The sequence below is a fragment of the Arthrobacter sp. NPDC057013 genome, assembly GCF_042674585.1.
In the GTDB taxonomy this organism is placed as follows: domain Bacteria; phylum Actinomycetota; class Actinomycetes; order Actinomycetales; family Micrococcaceae; genus Arthrobacter.
Genome location: NZ_JBHUSE010000017.1, coordinates 14,985 through 35,037, shown reverse-complemented (window position 1 = coordinate 35,037; position 20,053 = coordinate 14,985). Strand labels below are relative to the sequence as shown.

At 67.2% G+C, this 20,053-nt stretch carries 20 protein-coding genes; 8 read left to right on the top strand and 12 right to left on the bottom strand.

Going from position 1 to position 20,053, the window contains the following annotated elements; all coding sequences use genetic code 11:
• Window positions 1–32: 32 nt before the first annotated feature.
• On the top strand, window positions 33–1,109 hold the full coding sequence (disA, locus tag ACFTSA_RS18420; protein ID WP_331572493.1) for a DNA integrity scanning diadenylate cyclase DisA: 1,077 nt from the start codon (window positions 33–35) through the stop codon (window positions 1,107–1,109).
• Window positions 1,110–1,188: 79 nt separating this feature from the next.
• On the opposite strand, the gene ACFTSA_RS18415 is transcribed toward disA, so the two are convergent.
• On the bottom strand, window positions 1,189–1,914 hold the full coding sequence (locus ACFTSA_RS18415) for a hypothetical protein (protein WP_377953095.1): 726 nt from the start codon (window positions 1,912–1,914) through the stop codon (window positions 1,189–1,191).
• A 173-nt stretch (window positions 1,915–2,087) separates the two neighbouring features.
• On the opposite strand from ACFTSA_RS18415, the gene ACFTSA_RS18410 reads away from it, so the two are divergent.
• On the top strand, window positions 2,088–2,522 hold the full coding sequence (locus ACFTSA_RS18410; RefSeq protein WP_377953094.1) for a hypothetical protein: 435 nt from the start codon (window positions 2,088–2,090) through the stop codon (window positions 2,520–2,522).
• 66 nt (window positions 2,523–2,588) lie between these two features.
• On the opposite strand, the gene ACFTSA_RS18405 is transcribed toward ACFTSA_RS18410, so the two are convergent.
• On the bottom strand, window positions 2,589–2,738 hold the full coding sequence (locus ACFTSA_RS18405; protein ID WP_377953093.1) for a hypothetical protein: 150 nt from the start codon (window positions 2,736–2,738) through the stop codon (window positions 2,589–2,591).
• Here ACFTSA_RS18405 and ACFTSA_RS18400 point away from each other — a divergent pair.
• The gene (locus ACFTSA_RS18400; protein ID WP_377953092.1) at window positions 2,737–3,555 is read left to right on the top strand and encodes an A/G-specific adenine glycosylase; all 819 of its coding nucleotides are present in this window, start codon (window positions 2,737–2,739) and stop codon (window positions 3,553–3,555) included. The genes ACFTSA_RS18405 and ACFTSA_RS18400 overlap by 2 nt on opposite strands.
• Before the next feature lie 132 nt (window positions 3,556–3,687).
• Window positions 3,688–4,185 carry a hypothetical protein gene (locus ACFTSA_RS18395; protein ID WP_377953091.1) on the top strand — a complete coding sequence of 166 codons (498 nt, stop codon included), beginning with the start codon at window positions 3,688–3,690 and terminating at the stop codon, window positions 4,183–4,185.
• Between the two features lie 30 nt (window positions 4,186–4,215).
• Here the strand turns inward: ACFTSA_RS18395 and dhaM are convergent, their stop codons facing one another.
• The 3 genes from dhaM to dhaK are packed head-to-tail and all read right to left on the bottom strand — an operon-like array spanning window position 4,216 to window position 6,580.
• Window positions 4,216–4,953: a dihydroxyacetone kinase phosphoryl donor subunit DhaM gene (gene dhaM, locus ACFTSA_RS18390; protein ID WP_377953090.1), complete on the bottom strand. Its 738-nt coding sequence runs from the start codon at window positions 4,951–4,953 to the stop codon at window positions 4,216–4,218.
• Window positions 4,950–5,576, bottom strand: coding sequence for a dihydroxyacetone kinase subunit DhaL (gene dhaL / locus ACFTSA_RS18385; protein WP_377953181.1), 627 nt, complete (start codon window positions 5,574–5,576; stop codon window positions 4,950–4,952). The genes dhaM and dhaL overlap by 4 nt, the downstream gene beginning before the upstream one ends.
• Window positions 5,577–5,578: 2 nt before the next feature.
• The gene (gene dhaK / locus ACFTSA_RS18380) at window positions 5,579–6,580 is read right to left on the bottom strand and encodes a dihydroxyacetone kinase subunit DhaK (RefSeq protein WP_377953089.1); all 1,002 of its coding nucleotides are present in this window, start codon (window positions 6,578–6,580) and stop codon (window positions 5,579–5,581) included.
• Between the two features lie 288 nt (window positions 6,581–6,868).
• Between dhaK and ACFTSA_RS18375 the strand changes: the two genes are divergently transcribed.
• Both ACFTSA_RS18375 and ACFTSA_RS18370 read left to right on the top strand, forming a co-directional pair.
• On the top strand, window positions 6,869–8,287 hold the full coding sequence (locus tag ACFTSA_RS18375; protein WP_377953088.1) for a glycosyltransferase: 1,419 nt from the start codon (window positions 6,869–6,871) through the stop codon (window positions 8,285–8,287).
• Window positions 8,284–8,568, top strand: coding sequence for a hypothetical protein (locus tag ACFTSA_RS18370; RefSeq protein WP_377953087.1), 285 nt, complete (start codon window positions 8,284–8,286; stop codon window positions 8,566–8,568). The genes ACFTSA_RS18375 and ACFTSA_RS18370 overlap by 4 nt, the downstream gene beginning before the upstream one ends.
• On the opposite strand, the gene ACFTSA_RS18365 is transcribed toward ACFTSA_RS18370, so the two are convergent.
• From ACFTSA_RS18365 to lysS, 6 genes are all read right to left on the bottom strand, one after another.
• Window positions 8,555–9,064, bottom strand: coding sequence for an amino-acid N-acetyltransferase (locus ACFTSA_RS18365; protein ID WP_377953085.1), 510 nt, complete (start codon window positions 9,062–9,064; stop codon window positions 8,555–8,557). The two genes, ACFTSA_RS18370 and ACFTSA_RS18365, sit on opposite strands and share 14 nt — an antisense overlap.
• A gap of 58 nt (window positions 9,065–9,122) precedes the next feature.
• Window positions 9,123–11,243, bottom strand: a complete 2,121-nt coding sequence (locus ACFTSA_RS18360; RefSeq protein ID WP_377953084.1) for a prolyl oligopeptidase family serine peptidase — start codon at window positions 11,241–11,243, stop codon at window positions 9,123–9,125.
• A 200-nt stretch (window positions 11,244–11,443) separates the two neighbouring features.
• Complete coding sequence (locus ACFTSA_RS18355; RefSeq protein WP_331570872.1) at window positions 11,444–13,936, bottom strand: ATP-dependent Clp protease ATP-binding subunit; 2,493 nt, start codon at window positions 13,934–13,936, stop codon at window positions 11,444–11,446.
• 412 nt (window positions 13,937–14,348) lie between these two features.
• A complete protein-coding gene (locus tag ACFTSA_RS18350; RefSeq protein ID WP_307099115.1) occupies window positions 14,349–14,675 on the bottom strand; it encodes an Lsr2 family protein in 327 nt (108 codons plus the stop codon).
• A gap of 137 nt (window positions 14,676–14,812) precedes the next feature.
• Window positions 14,813–14,998 carry a hypothetical protein gene (locus ACFTSA_RS18345; RefSeq protein ID WP_377953179.1) on the bottom strand — a complete coding sequence of 62 codons (186 nt, stop codon included), beginning with the start codon at window positions 14,996–14,998 and terminating at the stop codon, window positions 14,813–14,815.
• Between the two features lie 2 nt (window positions 14,999–15,000).
• Window positions 15,001–16,539 (bottom strand): lysine--tRNA ligase, encoded by a 1,539-nt coding sequence (gene lysS, locus ACFTSA_RS18340; protein ID WP_377953082.1) that lies wholly within the window; start codon window positions 16,537–16,539, stop codon window positions 15,001–15,003.
• Between the two features lie 148 nt (window positions 16,540–16,687).
• On the opposite strand from lysS, the gene ACFTSA_RS18335 reads away from it, so the two are divergent.
• The gene (locus ACFTSA_RS18335; protein ID WP_377953081.1) at window positions 16,688–17,596 is read left to right on the top strand and encodes an alpha/beta fold hydrolase; all 909 of its coding nucleotides are present in this window, start codon (window positions 16,688–16,690) and stop codon (window positions 17,594–17,596) included.
• Between the two features lie 43 nt (window positions 17,597–17,639).
• Window positions 17,640–18,476, top strand: a complete 837-nt coding sequence (locus ACFTSA_RS18330) for an alpha/beta fold hydrolase (protein WP_377953079.1) — start codon at window positions 17,640–17,642, stop codon at window positions 18,474–18,476.
• Between the two features lie 20 nt (window positions 18,477–18,496).
• On the opposite strand, the gene ACFTSA_RS18325 is transcribed toward ACFTSA_RS18330, so the two are convergent.
• Window positions 18,497–20,011, bottom strand: coding sequence for an MDR family MFS transporter (locus ACFTSA_RS18325; protein ID WP_377953078.1), 1,515 nt, complete (start codon window positions 20,009–20,011; stop codon window positions 18,497–18,499).
• Window positions 20,012–20,053: the final 42 nt, after the last annotated feature.

Below are 20,053 nucleotides of genomic sequence, written 5' to 3'. Positions count from 1 at the left end.
CAGGCCCGCCTGCACCTTTGAAGGGAATATCTATGGCTCGCAGCCCTGAAGAATCGCTCAAGGCGACTTTGGGGAGGGTGGCCCCGGGGACCGCACTGCGGGACGGCCTGGAACGCATTCTCCGCGGACGCACCGGCGCGCTGATCGTGCTGGGTTCGGACCGGACCATTGATTCCATCTGTTCCGGCGGCTTCGACATCGGCATCGACTTCTCACCCACCCGGCTCCGCGAACTGGCCAAGATGGACGGCGCCATCATCTGCGACAGGGACGCCGGCAACATCCTCCGGGCGGCCGTGCAGCTCGTGCCGGACCCCAGCATCGAAACCCAGGAATCCGGCACCCGGCACCGCACCGCCGAACGCGTCGCCATCCAGACCGGCGTTCCCGTGATCTCGGTGAGCCAGTCCATGCAGATCATCGCCCTGTACGTCAACGGCCTGCGGCACGTGCTCGAGGGCTCCGAAAAGGTCCTGGCCCGCGCCAACCAAGCCCTCGCCACGCTGGAACGCTACCGCTCCCGCCTCGACCAGGTGACTAGCTCGCTCTCCGCCCTGGAGATCGAGGCGATGGTGACCGTGCGCGATGTAGCAGTGACCCTGCAGCGCCAGGAGATGGTGCGCCGGATCTCCGAGGAGATCTCGCAGTACGTGCTGGAGCTGGGCGAGGACGGCCGGCTCCTGTCCCTCCAGCTCGACGAGCTCACCGTGGGCCGCGGCCCGGGCAGCGACATCATCATCCGCGACTACGCCGGTCCGAACGCGTCACCGGAGGAGATCGACGGTGCTGTGAGCGCCCTCCTCAACCTCGGCCCCACCGAGCTGATCGACCTCAGCAAGATCGCCGGGATCATCGGGTTCGCCGGCGGCGTGGACACCCTCGACGCGGTGGTGCAGCCGCGCGGCTACCGGCTCCTCTCCGGGCTCAAGGCTGTACCCAAGGCCGTCGCGGACAGGCTGGTGGACCACTTCGGCGGCCTGCAGCACCTCATGGCCGCAACGATCGACGACCTGATGACCGTGGACGGCATCGGCGACCAGCGCGCCCGCACGGTCCGCGAGGGCCTCAGCCGGATGGCCGAAGCCAGCCTGCTGGACAGGTTCCTCTAGATCCCATCGGTTGCTCCACAGGTGCCCTTTTGGGCGCCCAGAAGGGCAGTTACGGAGCAACCGACGGATCTAACCCGCGTCAGCTGAGCTGGAAGACCGTCGGCGGGCTGACCTTGGCGCCAAGCTTGGCGATGAACACGTAGTATCCGCCGCCAACCGCGCCGTCGGCCACCTTCTCGCAGCCCTGTACGGAACGGTTGCGCGGCCACGGGAAGTTCGCGGTTTCGCTCTTGCCGGGTGCAATGGTTTTGACCAGGTCAGTGCTGTCCGCCTGACAGTCGCCGGATGAGAAGACACGGTCCGAGCCGCTGGTGACCAGGAAGTCCATCTGCGACGTGCCGATGTTCACCTTGCACGGAAGCTTTCCGCCGTTGGTGACCGTGAGGCTCAGCACCGGCTTTTCATCCGCGGCGTAGGACGTCTTGTTCGTCGTGGCCTTGACCGTCACCAGCTTCTGGTCACACGTGGGCGACGCGGACGGGGCTGCCGACGGGCTGGCCGACGGCGTTGCGCCGGGCTGCGCCGCATCGGCGCCTTGCGTGGACGCACCCTGGGCGGCGTCCTGGGCGGACGAGGCCTGCTGGGCGCCGCCGAGGAGGCTGGTCAGTGTTGCCACGCCGCCGGCGATGAGGCAGAGGACCAGCAGCAACGCCACTCCGGCGAAGAGCCGGCGGCGGCGGTACACCGCGGGGCTCGGCTTGCGCCCTGCGCGGGGTGCCGATTTCCCGGGTGCTGTTCTCTGTGCCGCCGTTTTTGCTGACCCGTTCCGGCCCGCGCCGGAATTCGGGGTGTCTTGCCTGCCCATCCTCCTAGGCTAAGGAACGCCCCGGTTTCTGCTGCACCACCACGCCGCCCCCGCCCCACCATGTCCAATTCGTGACGTAAATTCGGGTGACAACTGTCAGCACGCTTACTAAAATTGAATCCCGGTTACCACTTACCGGGCCGAGTTGGAGAGGACCAGCGATGGTAGATCACGTGTCTGGCGGTCACCTCGAGCGCGTCCTTCTGCCGCTGACGTTTGGCAAACATCAGAGCCAGGGGACTGAGTTCACGGTGCTTGCGGTTGAGATCTGGGACACCGGAATCGTGGTGAACCTGCATCTCGCCTCCGTCAACGAAGACGAGCCGCAAACCCCCGAAATCGTCATCCATGACCACTTTGGCACAGAGTACAAGCTGGATGAGGTGGCCACCGTCGGCTCCCGCCAGCTGCAGTTCTTTGCGCCATCCATACCGGAAGGAACGCGCAGCCTGACCATCCGCTCGGTGGATCCGAACAGTGCCAGCTTTGTGGTGGCCCTTGCTGTTCCGGCGGCCAATGGCCGCGGCGGTGAAACCCTGCATGGCCACGTACGGCGGCTGCCGGGCCGGCGGGAGGGACTGCCTCCCGTGGAGCAGGAGGCCAGCTGACGGTACCCGGCTGCGGACCGTCGCCGGGGTTTTCAACTAGAGTGTTGGCATCAAAACCACAACCGCTTATGCCGCCACGCCCAACCCCGCGCCCACGGCAGCCGACCTGACCGGCGTCCACTCGACGCTGGACTGCTGGTTCGACGCCGAGGCCCGGGATTTGCCGTGGCGTGCGGCCGACCGCACGCCCTGGGGCGTGCTGGTCAGTGAGATCATGCTGCAGCAGACTCCTGTAGTGCGCGTCCTGCCGGTCTGGGAAGAGTGGATGCGCAGATGGCCGGGGCCCGCAGCACTGGCCCGGGAACCTGCGGGTGAAGCGGTCCGCGCCTGGGGCCGGCTGGGTTATCCGCGGCGCGCGCTCAGGCTTCATGGGGCCGCCGTTGCGATCGAACGCGACCATGGCGGCGAGATCCCGTCGGACTACGCCGAGCTGCTCGGCCTGCCGGGCGTGGGCAGCTACACGGCGGCCGCCGTCGCCGCCTTTGCTTTTGGGCGCCGCGAGACGGTGGTGGATACCAACATCCGGCGCGTCCACGCGCGGCTCTTTTCCGGTGCCGCCCTGCCCGCCCCTGCCCTGACGGCGGCGGAGATGCGGCTTGCCGCAGAACTGCTGCCGTCCGACGCCGGCACGTCCGTCCGCTGGAACGCCTCGGTCATGGAGCTGGGGGCGCTGGTGTGCACGGCGCGTTCACCCAAGTGCCCGGCGTGCCCGGTACGCGACAGGTGCGCCTGGCTCGCGGCCGGCGAGCCGCCGCCGACGTACACACCCAAGGGTCAGGCGTGGCACGGCACCGACCGCCAGGTCCGGGGTGGCGTGATGGCCGTCCTCCGGCTGGCGGATGCGCCGGTGCCGGCGGAAATGTTCCAACGGGCCCCGGCCGACCTCGGATTCGAAGCCGCCGGCATCGGCGTTCCCCTGGCCGCACTGCACCGGCTCAACTGCGCGCCGGAGCAGCTGGAACGCGCACTGGCGGGCCTCCTGGCGGACGGCCTCGCCGAACTGCACCAGGGCGGGTACCGGCTGCCCGCCTGACCTCCCGGGCCCGGGTCCGCGGAGCGGCTTTGGTCTCAATTAGGCACCCACAGCCGGGACCTGGATAACGATGAGGGCGCGAGTTTTGCGCCCGCCGGTTCCACCGCCGAAGCGCGGATCTACCCTGAGAACATGGGCAAGACAGGGGTACTTTTGGCCACAATCACGACGACGGCACTCCTCTCGGGCTGCCATGCTTTCGAGGCGGTGTGTCCGGCAATAGGCCAGGTGCCCGGGGTCGCCGTCACTGTGGCGGCAGGCTACTCGCCCCAAGTTAAGACGCTTCGCCTGTTGGCCTGCCAGGACGGCCAGTGCAAGGAGGACACCCTCCACCTCATGCCCGGCTCCGTCACAGTCGACCAGGGCTGCACCGACGGTTCGAGGCCCGACGGCGTGTGCTCCGCGACGGCCAAACCGGACGGCACCCGGCACGGGCTGCTTCAACTGGAAACCCTGTCCGAGTCCCCCATCGATGTCACGGCGAGCGGGCGGTACGCGAACGGCAAGCAGATGCCCACGCGCACGCTGCGCTTCGAGCCCAGGACCAGCTACCCGTTTGGCGAGCAGTGCGCTCGGGTTGTCTCCGCCTCCGTGGTGCTGGATGCGGCAGGCCTCCGGCAGGACAGGTAGCCGGGCTGTGCCCGGCCTGGCCTGTACCCCTCAGGGTTCGCCGAAACCGTCGTTAACCAGCCCCGCCACGTACGCGACAGCACGCTCGGCGTCGGGGCCGTACGCTTCCACGTGCAGCACCGATCCCTGGCCGGCCCCGAGCGTCATTAGCCCTGTCATGGAGGCGCCGTCCACTCCGTTGACCGTCACCTCGGCATCCAGCGCCGACAGGCCGCCGGCTATTTTGGCAGCCGGCCGGGCATGCATGCCCGCGAGGTTGACGAGTTTGAAATCGCCGCTGGCATCCGGGGTGGCCGGGGGCGCCGGCTCATCCGCTGCCGGGCCGTAGTCAGCCCCGCCTCCGCCTTGGACGCCTGCGGGCTGGTGGTCCTCAGCCTTGGGTCGGGACGCAGGGTAACCGTGCGTCGCTTCGGCGGCGCGCCGGACCGCATGAACGCTGGCGCCGCCCTGGGCCGCCACGGCTGCCGCCACGAGGCCCTCGACTATCGGGGCGTCGGCGAGAAGCACCGGGGTGCTGCCATCGCTGAACTCCATGGCCGACTCCGCCGTCATCACGGCCGACCCAAGATCGGTCAGCACCACCACGCCGTCGCCCCCGGCAGCGGTTTCCAGTGCCGCCATCACCTTTTCCATGCTGGTGCCGATCCGGCCGTCAGACGTCCCGCCGGCCGGGACCATCATCACGTCCGGCGCCATTTGGGCCGCGAGTTCCACGGCGCCGTCGGCAATCTTGTCACTGTGCGAAACCACCACGATCCGCACCGTCATGCGGCGGCTCCCGCGGCGGCGCGGAGAATGAGGGCACTCGAGGCCGCCCCGGGGTCCCGGTGGCCGGCGCTTCGCTCGCCGAGGTAGCTGGCCCTGCCCTTGCGCGCCACCAGCGGGTCCGTCGCCACGGCCCCCGCTTCGGCAGCCTCCGCAGCGGCGATGAGCACTGCCAGCGTGTCGCCGTCGGCCGCTGCTGCTGCAGCTGCGTCAACGGCCGGGGTCCAGGCATCCACCATCGTCTTGTCGCCCGCCTCGGCCTTGCCCCGGGCCACGATGCCGTCCCGCGCCGCCGTCAGGGCTGCGGCGAGGGCCTCGGCGTCCACGTTCACTGCATCCCCCAGGGTGGTTGCGGCCCGCAGGAACGCCGTGCCGTAGAGCGGCCCGGCCGCCCCGCCAACCTTGGACATCAGTGCCATGGCCGTCAGCTTGAGCGCTGCGCCGGGGGTTTCCGGAGGACTTTCGGCGAGCTTGTCGAGCACCGCCTGAAAACCGCGGTCCATGTTTTCGCCGTGGTCAGAGTCGCCGATGGCCCTGTCCAGCTCGATGAGTTCCACCCTGTGCTCCGCCATCGCCTGCGCTGACAGCGTCAGCCACTTGACGGCCCAGGTCACGTCCAGCCCCACCGCTACACGCCCCACCGCAGGGCCGGAGTGTGCACGGGCGCATCCCAGAGGGCCGTCATCTCGTCGTCAAGCCGGAGCACGGAGATGGAACAGCCCTGCATCTCGAGCGACGTGATGTAGTTCCCCACAAGGGAACGCTCCACCGTGAGGCCCCGCTCCGCGAGGATCTGGGCGGCGCGCCGGTAGACGATGTACAGCTCGCTCAGCGGTGTTCCGCCCATGCCGTTGACGAACAGGAGCACCTTCTCGCCCGACGCCGTTGCGAGGTCACTGAGAATCGGTTCCAGCAGGCGGCCGGTGATGCCGTCCGCGTTTTCCATGGCGATCTTGTGCCGGCCCGGCTCCCCGTGGATGCCGATGCCGATTTCTATCTCATGATCCCCGAGATCAAAGCTCGGGGATCCGGCATGCGGCACAGTGCAGGCCGTGAGCGCCACGCCCATGGTCCGCACGTTTTGGTTGACGCGGTCGCCGATGGCCGCCACCGCGTCGAGATCGTCGCCGCGTTCTGCCGCTGCGCCGGCGATCTTCTCCACCAGGACCGTGCCACCCACTCCCCTGCGGCCTGCGGTGTACAGCGAATCCTCCACCGCGACGTCGTCGTTGACGAGCACGGTGCGGACTTCCACTCCCTCGGCCTGGGCCATCTCGGCCGCCGTCTCGAAGTTCAGGACGTCACCGGTGTAGTTCTTGACGATATGGACCACGCCGGCACCGGAGTTCACGGCGAGCGTGGCCGGAATGATCTGGTCGGGGGTTGGTGAGGTGAAGACGGCGCCCGGCACGGCGGCGTCGAGCATGCCGCGCCCCACAAAGCCGGCGTGCAGCGGTTCGTGCCCGCTGCCGCCGCCGGACACCAGGCCGACCTTGCCGGCAACGGGGGCATCCTTACGGGTGACGTACTTGGGATCGGGGCTGACGGTCACAAGGTCTGCATGGGCAAGACCGAATCCTTCCACGGATTCATCCACAACAGCGCGGGGATCATTGATGAGCTTTTTCACGGCCGGCTCCTGGGCTCTCGGTGCTTCATTGACATCGGTCAGGATGTGCTTTGACCCTACTACCGGCACCGGCTCCGCGGTAGTTCGAAAACGGCGGAAGGGACAACCCCCAATGCTGTCCCTTCCGGCTCCGACAGTTTATCCAGCAAATTTATAAAATAGAAGCAGTATTACGCCGCAACTTTGAGCGGAACTTGATCAGTTCCCGCGGCAAAACCGAGCCGGCGCTGCAACCATCTCTTCGACCAGGTCACCGACCACATCAATCCGTACCGCATGGAGTAAGCCATGAAACCCCAACGCAAGCTGCAGAAAACCGCCGGGGCGCTGATCGCCCTGGCGGCGGCAGGCGCGGCCGCGCTGCTCTGGTTCGCCGTGACCTACACCGTGCCGACGCCGGCAGCCGCCCCCAGCAGGGCCATGCTGCTGGGGATGTGGGGCGTACTTTACGTCGCCGATGCGCCGGCGCCGTGGATACTTTCGACGGCGATCGCCGTCGCCTTCCTGCTCATTGCCGGAATCGCCCTGGCGGACCGGCGTATCTCCCTCAAGTCGCGGCGTTCAGCCAACCCGACGCAGCCGCTGGCCCCGCGCATCGTAATGGCGAGGACCAGGGGCGTTTACGCCGGACCTGTCACTCTTACCGTCCTCATCCCGGCCCACAACGAAGCCGCGTCCCTTCCCCTGACACTGGCGTCGCTCCTCGCCCAGTCGCAGCCGCCGGAGCGGATCATCGTCGTTGCGGACAACTGCACCGACGCCACCGCCGGCGTCGCCCGGGCGGCCGGCGTCGAAGTCCTCGAGACGGAGCGCAACAGCCAAAAGAAGGCCGGCGCACTGAACCAGGCGCTGAAGCGGCTGCTCCCCGGGCAGGGCGACAACGATCTGGTCATGGTGATGGACGCCGATACCCTGCTCGACGACGGGTTCCTGGCCAGCGCCGTCGAATACTTCACGCGCGACAGGGCCCTCATGGCCGTCGGCGGCCTCTTCTACGGCGAACCGGGCCACGGGCTGCTCGGCCAGTTCCAGCGCAACGAATACATCCGGTACGCCCGGGACATGAGGCGCCGGCGGGGCCGGGTCTTTGTGCTCACGGGAACCGCCTCGGTGTTCCGCCCCGCCGCACTGCGGACCGTGGCCGAGAACCGCGGCACAGCTCTGCCCGGAGTGGCAGGCGACGTCTACGACACCTGGGCGCTCACCGAAGACAACGAGCTGACCATTGCCCTGAAGTCGCTTGGCGGCCTGATGGTCTCGCCGCCGGAGTGCGCGGTGGTCACCGAGCTCATGCCGACGTGGCGCACGCTCTGGGCCCAGCGGCTGCGGTGGCAGCGCGGCGCCCTGGAAAACCTCGGCGCGTACGGCCTGACCCCGCCGACCGCCCGGTACTGGGCGCAGCAGTTCGGTCTTGGCTACGGCGTCATCGCCCTGAGTTCCTACCTGCTGCTGATTCTCCTGACCGTGCTCGCGCTGGACACGTGGATCTGGTTCCCCTTCTGGCTGGGGCTGGGCGCGCTCTTCTCCTTCGAGCGGATGGTCACCGTCTGGCACGGAGGCTGGCGGGCCCGCCTGCTGGCCCTGACAGTCGTCCCGGAGCTGCTGTTCGACATGTTCCTCAACGTGGTCTACGTGAAGGGCATCATCGACATGTCGGTGGGCCGGGAGGCCAGCTGGAAGCACCTGGCAAAGGCAGGCCGAGCATGATCGCAGCAGCAGTACGGGCTGGGGTGGTGCTGCCCGAAGCCTTGCTCTTTACGGGCTGGTTCCGCATCATGGCGGCCTTCGTGGCGGTGAACACGGTGATGTATGCCGCGCTGGCCGTGGCCAAGGTCCTGCCAAAGGTGCAGCCGCCGGACCTGGGGCGCGGCCAGCGGTCCGAAACCCGCGGCATCTGCCCCGAAGGGCACGAGGGACCTGGGCACGCGGGACCTGGGCACGCGGAAGAATCCCGCGAGCAGGTCGGGGCCGGCTCTAGAGAGCCTTGATCATCCTCGTGTTGCCGAGCGTGTTCGGCTTCACCCGCGCAAGGTCCAGGAACTCGGCCACGCCTTCGTCATGCGAGCGCAGCAGTTCGGAGTACACCTGCGGGTCCACTGCCGACTGGTCAGCCATCACCTCGAAGCCGTGCCGCTTGAAGAAGTCCACCTCGAAGGTCAGGCAGAACACCCGCGAGACGCCCAGCGCCTCAGCCTGCTTCAGGAGGCTCTCCACCAGCACGTGCCCCACACCCTTACCGCGCCAGGCGTCCGAGGCCGCCAAGGTGCGCACCTCGGCAAGGTCCTCCCACATGACGTGCAGGGCGCCGCAGCCGATGACCTCGCCGGCGGCCGACTCGGCGATCAGGAACTCCTGCAGGCTCTCGTAATAGGCCACCGTCTCCTTGGCCATCAGTATTCGCTCTTCCGCCAGCGGCGCCACCAGCTTCTTGATGGCAGCCACATCGCTGGTCCGGGCAGGGCGAACAGTGAAGGAGTCAGTCACAGCCCCATCTTACGGGGGGCGCTGACCCCGGCTTGGGGACTGCCGCATTTACCGCGCGCTAGAGACCGAGGTCCGCCGGGAGCTCGATGTCCTTGCCGAGGACGTTCCTGGCCAGGAAGTGTTCAACCACGCCGTACCAGACCTTCGCGTGCTGCGGCTGCAGGATCCAGTGGTTCTCGTCGGGGTAGAAGAGGAACCGGTGGCTGGTCTGCCCGTTTTCGTCTGAGGCGAGCTGGGACTTGGACAGCAGCTCGTACCAGAGCCGCAGGCCTTCCCCGATGGGCACCCGGTAGTCCTTGTCGCCGTGGATGACCAGCATGGGCGTCCGGATCTTCTCGACATGCAGGTGCGGCGAGTTCTCCAGCGCCATTTCCGCCGTCATTTCCTTGAGCCAGTACTGCGACGCGTCCGTGGTGGGCCCGAACTGGTCCAGCGCCCACAAGCTGGCATGGGTCACGATCGCCTTGAACCGGTCCGTCTGACCGGCCACCCAGTTGGCCATGTAGCCGCCGAAGGAGCCGCCCATCGCAGCCGTCCGGCTTTCGTCGATGTCCGGCCGCTGCACCACGGCATCCGTGATCGCCATCAGATCGGTAAAGGGTGCCTTGCCCCAGCCGCCCCAGCCCCGCTGGATGTAGTCCTGGCCGTAGCCGGTGGACAGGGCGGGGTCCGGCAGCAGGACGGCATAGCCCCGGGCCGTGAGCAGCCGCGGGTTCCAGCGCCAGGTCCAGGCATTCCAGGATCCCAGCGGGCCGCCGTGGATCCACAGCAGCAGCGGCGCGGGGTTCCCGGCGGAAGCCCCCGCGGGCAGGGCCAGGTACGCGGGCACACGGGAGCCGTCGGCCGCCGTCGTCTCCACCCGCTCCAGCGAGCCCTCGGTTTGCGGCCGCTCGGCCGGGGACGGCAGCCGCGTCACATCCCGGCTGGCCAGGTCGATCCGGACAGGCTCGGCAGGGAACTCGTAGGAGCTCCGCAGCGCGTAAGCATTGCGTCCGTCGGGTGAAACGACGACGTCGGTATAGGCTGCCGCGTCCGGCGTCACCCGGGTGACACTCCCCCGGGCGGCACCCGCCGCAACGCTTACACTGAAAACCGGCGACGCGCCGTCGTCGTCCGCCGTGACCAGGAGGGCTGAACCGTCCGGGAGCCACGCCTCCGGGTGGGGCCAGCGGTCCCACCCGTGGGCCAGCGGCTCCAGGTCCTCCCGGCCGGCTTCGCCGGAAACGTCGAGAAGGTGCAGCTTGACCTGCGGGGCCTGCTGGGGCGTCGTGTCGCTTTCACTGACCACGGCGAGCGTGCCGCCGTCCGGGCTGACCGGGCCCGGAAAGTAGTTCATGCCCTCCTCATCGAGGAGGATTCTCAGAGAGCCCGTGGCAACGTCGACGGCGGCCAGGACCGAGCGCAGGTCCGCCCTCGGCAGCGGCCTGGCCAGGCTCGTGTAGAGGGTTTTGCCGTCCGGGCTGACCACCGAGACGGCCTCGCGGAGGCGGGACCCTGCCTGCGACGTGAGGTTGCGCAGCGCGAGGGGGGCGGCGCTGTCCACGGTGGAGGGCTTGCCGGGATCCTGCTCGGGCCCAGGCTCCGCCGCGAAGAGCCGCGGCTGGGCCGGGCCGAGGTCCGCGTCCCAGTAGCGCACCGGATACTCGCTGTGCAGGATGGCCGCCACCTTGTTGTCCTTCCGGCTCTTGCGGCGCTCGGCGTCGTCCTCTTCGTCGCGGGACCCGGCAAGCACGGACGCGGTGACGAAGGCCGCGTTTGCGTCCCTGGCCGCCATGACCTTGTCCACCCCGCCCGCGCGCGACAGCACCACGCGGGCCTCGCCGCCGTCAGCGGGGAGCGCCCAGAGCGCACTGACGGGATCGCCGTCGGCCTCCTTGTCCGGATCCGGCCGCGCGGACGTGAAGTAAATGTCGCCGTTGGCCGCAAACACGGCGCCAGCCTCGCCCTTGGCACTGCGGGTGATCCTGCGGGCCTGCTTCTGGCCTGCCGGGTCCAGCTCCCACAGCGCCGTTCCATATTCGGTGCCCTTGCTGTTGAGCGTGGCGACCGTGGTCACCAACCGCCGGCCGTCGGGGCTGAGGGCCAGGCCACTGACCCGCGGGATCGCCAGGTAGTGGTCGAGGTCGTGGAAGGGGGTCGCCGGTTGGTCACGCAGGATCGCTGCATCTTCAGTTGACATGTGCTGATTCAACACCTCAAGTGCCCTGGATCACAGGAGGTTCACTATTAGTGAAACAGTACTTTCAGACTTGTCCTGCTGCCGCGCCAACGCAGGAGGCCCCGCCTGCCCCCTTTCGGGGGCGGGCGGGGCCTCTTGGTGCTCGAGTGCGGCTAGGAGTCCGGCACTCAGGGCCAGGCGGCTGCCTCAGGCGGCTGCCGTTATGCGCTCGGGGCGATTTCCGGGATGCGCGGCTTGGCGTTGCCGGCGAAGGTGAACTTCGCGTCGTCGCCTTCGCCGTCCACATCCACCACCACGATGTCGCCGGGGTGCAGTTCGCCGAAGAGGATCTTCTCGGAGAGCTGGTCCTCGATCTCGCGCTGGATGGTGCGGCGCAGCGGCCGGGCACCCATGGCGGGGTCGTAGCCGCGGGTGGCCAGAAGCACCTTGGCTGCCTTGGTCAGCTCGATGCCCATGTCCTTGTCCTTGAGCCGCTTCTCCAGGCGGGTCACGAACAGGTCCACGATCTCGATGATCTCGTCCTGCGTCAGCTGCGGGAACACCACGACGTCATCAACACGGTTGAGGAACTCGGGGCGGAAGTGCTGCTTGAGCTCCTCCGTGACCCGGGCGCGCATCCGGTTGTAGCCGGTCTGGGTGTCCGTGCCGGACTGGAAGCCGGTGGCCACGCTCTTGGAGATGTCCCGGGTGCCGAGGTTCGTGGTCATGATGATCACGGTGTTCTTGAAGTCCACCACGCGGCCCTGGGAGTCGGTCAGGCGGCCGTCTTCCAGGATCTGCAGCAGCGAGTTGAAGAGGTCCGCGTGGGCCTTTTCCACTTCGTCGAACAGGACCACGGAGAACGGACGGCGGCGGACCTTCTCCGTCAGCTGCCCGCCTTCTTCGTAACCGACGTAGCCCGGAGGGGCACCGAAGAGACGCGACACCGTGTGCTTCTCGGAGTACTCGGACATGTCCAGCGTGATGAGGGCGTCCTCTTCACCGAACAGGAACTCCGCGAGGGCCTTGGCGAGCTCGGTCTTGCCGACGCCGGTGGGGCCGGCGAAGATGAACGAGCCGCCCGGACGCTTGGGGTCCTTCAGGCCGGCACGGGTGCGGCGGATGGCCTGGGACAGGGCCTTGATGGCCTCGTCCTGGCCGACCACGCGCTTGTGCAGTTCGTCTTCCATCTTCAGCAGTCGCGAGGATTCTTCCTCGGTCAGCTTGAAGACCGGAATGCCGGTGGAGTTCGCGAGGACTTCGGCAATCAGGTCCTCGTCCACCTCGGAGATGTCGTCCATGCCGCCGGTCTTCCAGTGGCGTTCCTTCTCGGAGCGCTCCGTGATGAGCTTCTGCTCCTTGTCGCGCAGCGCGGCAGCACCCTCGAAGTCCTGCGCGTCAATCGCGGACTCCTTCTCCATCTTCAGCTCGGAGATGCGCTCGTCCATCTCCTTGAGCTCCGGCGGAGCGGTCATGCGGCGGATGCGGAGCCGGGCACCGGCTTCGTCGATGAGGTCGATCGCCTTGTCCGGCAGGAACCGGTCCGAGATGTAGCGTTCGGAGAGGTTCGCGGCCGAGGCGAGGGCGCCGTCGGTGATGGTGACGCGGTGGTGCGCCTCGTAGCGGTCCCGCAGGCCCTTGAGGATTTCGATCGCATGCGCAACCGACGGCTCCTTGACCTGGATGGGCTGGAAGCGGCGCTCGAGGGCGGCATCCTTCTCGATGTGCTTGCGGTACTCGTCCAGCGTGGTGGCACCGATGGTCTGCAGCTCCCCGCGGGCCAGCATGGGCTTCAGGATCGAGGCTGCGTCGATGGCACCTTCGGCCGCACCGGCACCCACGAGGGTGTGGATCTCGTCGATGAAGAGGATGATGTCGCCGCGGGTGCGGATTTCCTTGAGGACCTTCTTCAGGCGCTCTTCGAAGTCACCGCGGTAGCGGGAACCGGCCACCAGGGAGCCAAGGTCCAGCGTGTAGAGCTGCTTGTCCTTGATGGTTTCCGGCACGTCGCCGCGCACGATCGCCTGGGCAAGGCCCTCGACGACGGCGGTCTTGCCGACGCCGGGCTCACCGATCAGCACGGGGTTGTTCTTGGTGCGGCGGGAAAGGACCTGCATGACGCGTTCCATTTCCTGCTCGCGTCCGATCACAGGGTCCAGCTTGTTCTCCCGGGCAGCCTGTGTCAGGTTCCGGCCGAACTGGTCCAGCACAACGGAGCCGGCGGGAGTACCCTCCGCCTGGCTCTGGCCGACGCCGGCGCCGGTGGTCTCCTTGCCCTGGTAGCCGGAGAGCAGCTGGATGACCTGCTGGCGGACCCGGTTCAGGTCGGCACCGAGCTTCACCAGCACCTGCGCTGCCACACCCTCACCCTCACGGATGAGTCCCAGCAGGATGTGCTCCGTGCCGATGTAGTTGTGGCCGAGCTGCAGGGCCTCGCGCAGCGAAAGCTCCAGCACCTTCTTTGCACGCGGCGTGAAGGGGATGTGTCCGGAGGGCGCCTGTTGGCCCTGGCCGATGATCTCCTGCACCTGCTCGCGGACGCCGTCGAGCGAAATGCTCAAGGACTCAAGAGCTTTGGCGGCCACGCCCTCACCCTCGTGGATCAGACCCAAGAGGATGTGTTCGGTACCAATGTAATTGTGGTTCAGCATGCGTGCCTCTTCTTGGGCAAGCACAACTACGCGACGGGCACGGTCCGTAAATCGCTCAAACATTTCGCCACACTCCTAGCTACGACGTACTTTGATGCTACGTGGGGCAACCCTGACTTGGGGAGCTTGTTCGCCACAGGGGAAACCGGAGGGCTTGCACACGTGCGCGCAGCTGCCGTACCGGAGTTGCCGTCGCAATGCCGGAGAAGGCTTTGAATAGCATCCGGATGCCAACCGGCGGAGAATTAGCCCTCTCCGGGAGCGGGTGTTGGAAATCACCCGGTGCGGAATGTTCCATGGGCCGGGGATTAGCCCAGAGAATCGATTACCCCCTGGCCGGCAGTCCTGATTTAAGGGCCGTTCTGTTTAATGCTGACGGCAACCGCCGGTTAAAAGCGCAGCGCCCCCGCCAGCCGGGGGCGCCGCACATATGCCCAGATCATTTAGTGCCCTAACGGATTGTCAGGGCTCCGAGCTAGGAATTGGCCTTTTGGTAGGCTTCCTGGATTTCTGCCTGAATACGGCCGCGCGCGTTTACGGTGTAACCGTGGTCCCGCGCCCACTGGCGTATCTGGGCAGAGTCCTGGCTGCGTCCACCCGGTGCCTTGGCACGGGTAGGGCGGCCGCCGGAGGTTTTACGGCCGGCCGAAACAAAGCGTTCCAGTGACGACCGCAGTTCTGAAGCATTGGCCGAGGACAGGTCAATTTCATAACCGACGCCGTCGAGGCCGAAGCGAACGGTTTCGTCCGCAGATCCCCCATCCAGATCATCCACCAGGACGATATTGACTTTCTGTGCCATCAAAAATCTCTCTTTTGGAAAGGACGTGTAATCAGAAAAGCAGGATGTTTCCAACTGAAGTATCTCCCCCAATAAGGCAACGCGTCAAAACGCGCAAGAGTTCCTTGGGGATAACCGCGGATTATAAAAGTGGCCTGCTATTTGTCTGATTTACCCGGCGGTTCGGAGGAATCGTCCCCACCCGCCGTCTGCGCATCGGCTTCGGCCTGCGCGCGTGCCTCGGCCTGGCGTTCTGCCTTGTCCGCGTTAAAGATCGATTTCATGGCAAACCAAAAGAGCAGGCCTACTACCAGCGAGGGCAGCAGTACAGCGACGTAGTCCATCATCAGTGGCCTTCGGGCTTGAGGAGGGGGAAAAGAATGGTTTCGCGGATGCCCGCGCCGGTGAAGAGCATGACCAGGCGGTCGATGCCCAGGCCGATGCCGCCCATGGGAGGTGCACCGTACTCCAGCGCGCGGAGGAAGTCCTCGTCCAGCTGCATGGCCTCGACGTCGCCGGCAGCGGCGTGCATGGACTGCTCGGTGAGGCGTTCGCGCTGGATGACCGGGTCAATGAGCTCGGAGAAGGCGGTGCCGCGTTCCATGCCGCCGATGATCAGGTCCCAGGCCTCGATCAGGCGGCCGTCCTCGCGGTGCGGGCGGGCCAGCGGCTGGGCCGACGGCGGGTAGTCGTAGACAAACGTGGGGTTCAACAGCGTCGGTTCCACGATCTCGCCGAAAAGTTCCACGGCCAGCTTCTCGGCGTCCCACTTGGGGTCGACCTTGACATCGTGCTTCTCAGCCACGGCGCGCAGCTCCTCGAGCGTGGTGTCCGGGGTGATCTCCTGGCCCACCGCCTCGGAAAGGCCGGGGTAAACAGCAACCCAGGCCCAGTCGCCGTCGAGGTTGATCTCCCCGGCTTCAGTCTGCAGCGTGCGTCCGGCCCCCACGGCGTCCGCGGCGTCCAGGATGATCTCCTTGATGCGCTCGGCCATGACGAACTGGTCCGCCCAGGCCTCGTAGCACTCCAGCGTCGTGAACTCCGGGCTGTGGGTGGAGTCCACGCCCTCGTTGCGGAAGACCCGGCCCATGTCGTAGACACGGTCGATGCCGCCCACCACGGCACGCTTGAGGTACAGCTCGGTGGCAATGCGCAGGGTCATCTTCTGGTCGAACGCGTTCATGTGTGTTTCGAACGGCCGGGCCAGGGCGCCGCCGTGGACCAGCTGCAGGATGGGCGTTTCCACCTCGACGTAACTGTGGCGGAACAGGGTCTCGCGGATGGAGCGGGTGATGGCGGCGCGGGTGTAGACCATCTCGCGGGCCTCATCGCGGACCATCAGGTCAACGTAGCGCTGACGGACGCGGGTTTCCTCGTTGAGCTCGGCGTGCAGCACCGGCAGCGGGCGCAGCGCCTTGGAGGCCATGGACCAGGACTCGGCCATGACGGACAGTTCACCGCGGCGGGACGAGATGACTTCGCCCCTGATGAAGACGTGGTCGCCCAGGTCAACAAGGGCCTTCCAGTCGGCGAGGGCCTCTTCGCCCACGTTCGCGAGGCTGAGCATGGCCTGCAGCCGGGTGCCCTTGCCGTCGGTGCCGCCTTCCTGCAGCGTGGCGAAGCACAACTTGCCGGTGTTCCGGACAAACACGACGCGCCCGGTGACGCCCACGACGTCGCCGGTGGTCTCGTCGGCCTGCAGGTGGGCGTACTTTTCGCGGATCTCACTGAGCGAGTGCGTGCGCTCAACACCCACCGGGTACGCCTCCTGCCCGCGTTCGATCAGCTTGGCGCGCTTCTCCATGCGGATGCGCATCTGTTCGCTGGCGTCGAGCGGTTCTGGGGCGTTCTTGGGGGCGGGGGTGTTTTGGGAAGTCACAGTCATCAAGTTTACCGGGTTTGCCGGGACTTCCCGCTTTGGATTTCAGCACCCCCCACGCCGGAGTTTTTGTCCAGATGTTCGGACTTCCGGGGGCATTTGGAGCCATTATCTGGACAAAAACTCCGGCGGGGGTGGGGCATAGACTCGGCTTGTGGAGACGTGGACAGTTGAGACGGACGACGACGGCAGCCGGCTTGAGGTGCACTCCTTCAGGCCCGCCCACAGCACCTCCGCGAAAGGTGACCCTGTCCCGGTCACGGCGCCCGGCGTCGTCGTAATCCACGGGACGCTGGTGACCGACGCGCTGTACCGGCCCTTCGCCCGCAACCTCAGCCTCCTGCTGAGCCGGCCGGTGCACTGCTACAACCGCCGCGGCCGCGCCGGGTCGGCGCCGCAGCCTGACAGCTATTCGGTGGCGACGGAGATCCGGGACCTGGCCGCCGTGATGAGGGCGACGGGCTCGGAGGACGTGGTGGCGCACAGCTTCGGCGGCTTCGTGGCTCTCCAGGCGGCGCGCGACATGCCACTGGGAAGGCTGGTCACGTATGACGCCGCGGTGTCCCTTTCCGGCAACCTGAACCACCGCTGGCGGCCGGAGCTGGAGCAGGCGGTGACGGAGGGGCAGCTCGACCATGCCTGGGCGCATCTGGTGCAGGGGCTGGCCACGGCGGGCCCGCTGTCCTACCTGCCGCTCGGCGCGCTGCGGATGCTGAGCATCATGTCGGCCCGGACCAATGTCGGCGCGGAGATGCGGGAACTGCTGCCGACGGCGGTCAAGGAGATGCGGGCAGTGCTGGACGCCGACGCGGAGCTTGCGGATTTCAAGGAAGTGACCAACCCCACGCTGATGCTCAGCGGCGGCTGGAGCCCCGGATACTTTGCCGACACGGGCCGGCAGCTGGCGTCGGCCGTGCCGGCGATCGATTTTGCCGTGGTTCCGGGCCAGCTGCACGAGGGTCCGATCCGGCCGGGCAAGCGCCTGGCCCTCCGGATAGCGCGCTTCCTCAACGGCACGGACGGAAGCGTCCGGCCACTGAGCCGGAAGCGCCGGCGCAAGTAGGTTCTGGCTGTCAGCACGGGCCGGCCTCCGATAGGCTCGGAGCATGACTCGCGAGATCATCAGCACACCCGACGGCGGCAAGCTCGAGCTGTTCAGCACGGGCGAGGAACTGGCCTCGGCCGGCTCCGGCGTGGTTGTGGTCACGGCCTCCATGGTGACGGCGGCGGATTACACCCGCTTCGCGCAGAAACTCAGCGCGTCCCTCGGACGGCCGGTGCACACGTTCAACCGCCGCGGCCGCGGCGCGTCCTCCGAACAGGCCGGGGACTACACCCTGGACGTCGACATCCGCGACCTCGATACCGTCATGAAGCACACGGACAGCACCGACGTCTTCGGCCACAGCTTCGGCGGCGCCGTGGCCATCCACGCGGCGAGGACCCTCCCGGTGGAGCGCCTCGCCGTGTACGACCCCGCTGTCTCCGTCAACCACAGCGTCACGGCGGACTGGACCACCGAATACGAGCGGGCGACGGCGGCCGGCGACGATGACCGCGCCCTCGCCGTCCTGCTCCGCGGGCTGGAGGCCGAGCGGCCTTTCTCCTCCCGCATGCCGCTGTCCATGATGACCCTCGCCAACAAGCTCACGGCGGGAACGACGGTGGGCAAGCAGATGCGCGAAATGATGCGCACCGGCGTCCGGGAGATCAAGGCGATCATCGCCGCGGACATGCCGGCCGAACCGTTCCTGGCCCTGCCGCTGGAGACGCTCATCATCGTGGGCGAGAAGAGTCCGGCCTACTTCGGCGTGGCCTGCGGCCAGATCCACGACGTCCTCTCCGGCTCCAGCTACACCATCCTGCCGGGCTTCGGGCACGACGGCGTCAACCGCGCCCCGGACCGGCTCATCACCGAACTCAGCGAATTCTTCGCCGGCTAAAAAGCAACGCCAGTTCGCGCTTAGTGGGCCGGGGCGGGGGCGCCTTCGGCGCCGGCCGTCTTCCGCATCATGGTGGAGAGAACGACGGCGGCAACGGCTATGACGGTTGCCGTCAGGAATGCGGCGTTCATGCCCGCAACGAGGCCGGAGCCTGCGGACACGAAGGCGAAGATGGACACGAGCAGCGCCGTGCCCGCCGCGCCGGCCACCTGCTGCAGGGTGCTCATGATGGCCGAGCCGTGCGAGTAAAGATGCGGTGGCAGCGGGTTAAGGCCGGTGGTGAACGCCGGGGTGAAGAGCAGCGCCAGCCCGAAGCTGAGCCCGACGTGCAGGGTGACGATCCACCAGACGGGAGTGCCGGCGTCGAGCATTGAAAACTGCCAGAGCGTCAGGACCATGAGCGAGGATCCGGTGACCGTGAGCGGCAGCGGCCCGACCTTGTCGAACAGGCGGCCGATCACCGGGCCGAGCAGGCCCATGGCGAGGCCGCCCGGCAGCAGGGCCAGGCCGGTCTCCAGGGACTGCAGGCCGCGGATTTCCTGCAGGTACAGCGGCAGCAGGATCACGGCGCCGAACAGGGCCACCATGGACACCACCATCAGCAGCACCGAGACAGTGAACATCCGGAAGTTGAAGGCCCGCAGGTCCAGCAGTGGAGACTCGGACCTATGCAGCCGGAGCTGCCGGAACGTGAACGCGGCAAGGCCTGCCACGCCAACAACCAGCGCAACCACGGCCAGTGTGCTCGGGCCGCTGCTGCCGCCATGGCCGCCGCCGATCTGGCTGAGGCCGTAGACCAGGCCGCCGAAGGCGGGAACAGTCAGCACCACGGAAAGGAAGTCGAGCCTGGACTTCTCGGTCTCGCCGACGTTGGTCAGGAACCTGGCACCGATGGCCAGCGCCGCCAGCGCGATGGGCAGGACGAAGATGAACATGAAGCGCCACGAGAATTGCTGCAGGATGAACCCGGAGACGGTGGGTCCCATGGCCGGGGCAACGGAAATGGCGATGCTGACGTTGCCCATCACTGCGCCGCGGCGGGCCAGCGGCACCAGCGTGAGGATGGTGGTCATCAGCAGCGGCAGCATGATGGCGGTGCCGCCGGCCTGGATGATCCGTGCCAGCAGGAGGATCTCAAAGCCGGGCGACGCTGCGGCGAGCGCCGTGCCGCCGGTGAACAGGCCCATCGCCAGGAGGAATGATGCGCGCGTGGAAAGCCGCTGGAGGATGAACCCGGTAGTGGGAATCACCACGGCCATGGTCAGCATGAACCCGGTGGAGAGCCACTGGACAGTGGGCGCATCCACGCGCAGGTCCACCATGAGCCGCTGCAGGGCCACGTTCATGATGGTTTCGTTCAGGATCACCACGAAGGTGGCCACCAGCAGGGTGACGATGACCGTCACGGATTCACGGGACATCCTGTCCGACGCCGGTGCTGCCGCCGGGGATGGTGCTGCGTTCGGGGCTGCAACGGGAGCGGCCGGCTCCTGGACGGGTTCGCCGTGCGAATCGGACGTGATGTTGGTAGACATGGCGAGGCCCTCAGGAGAGTTGGATGTGGTGGCTGGCGGTCA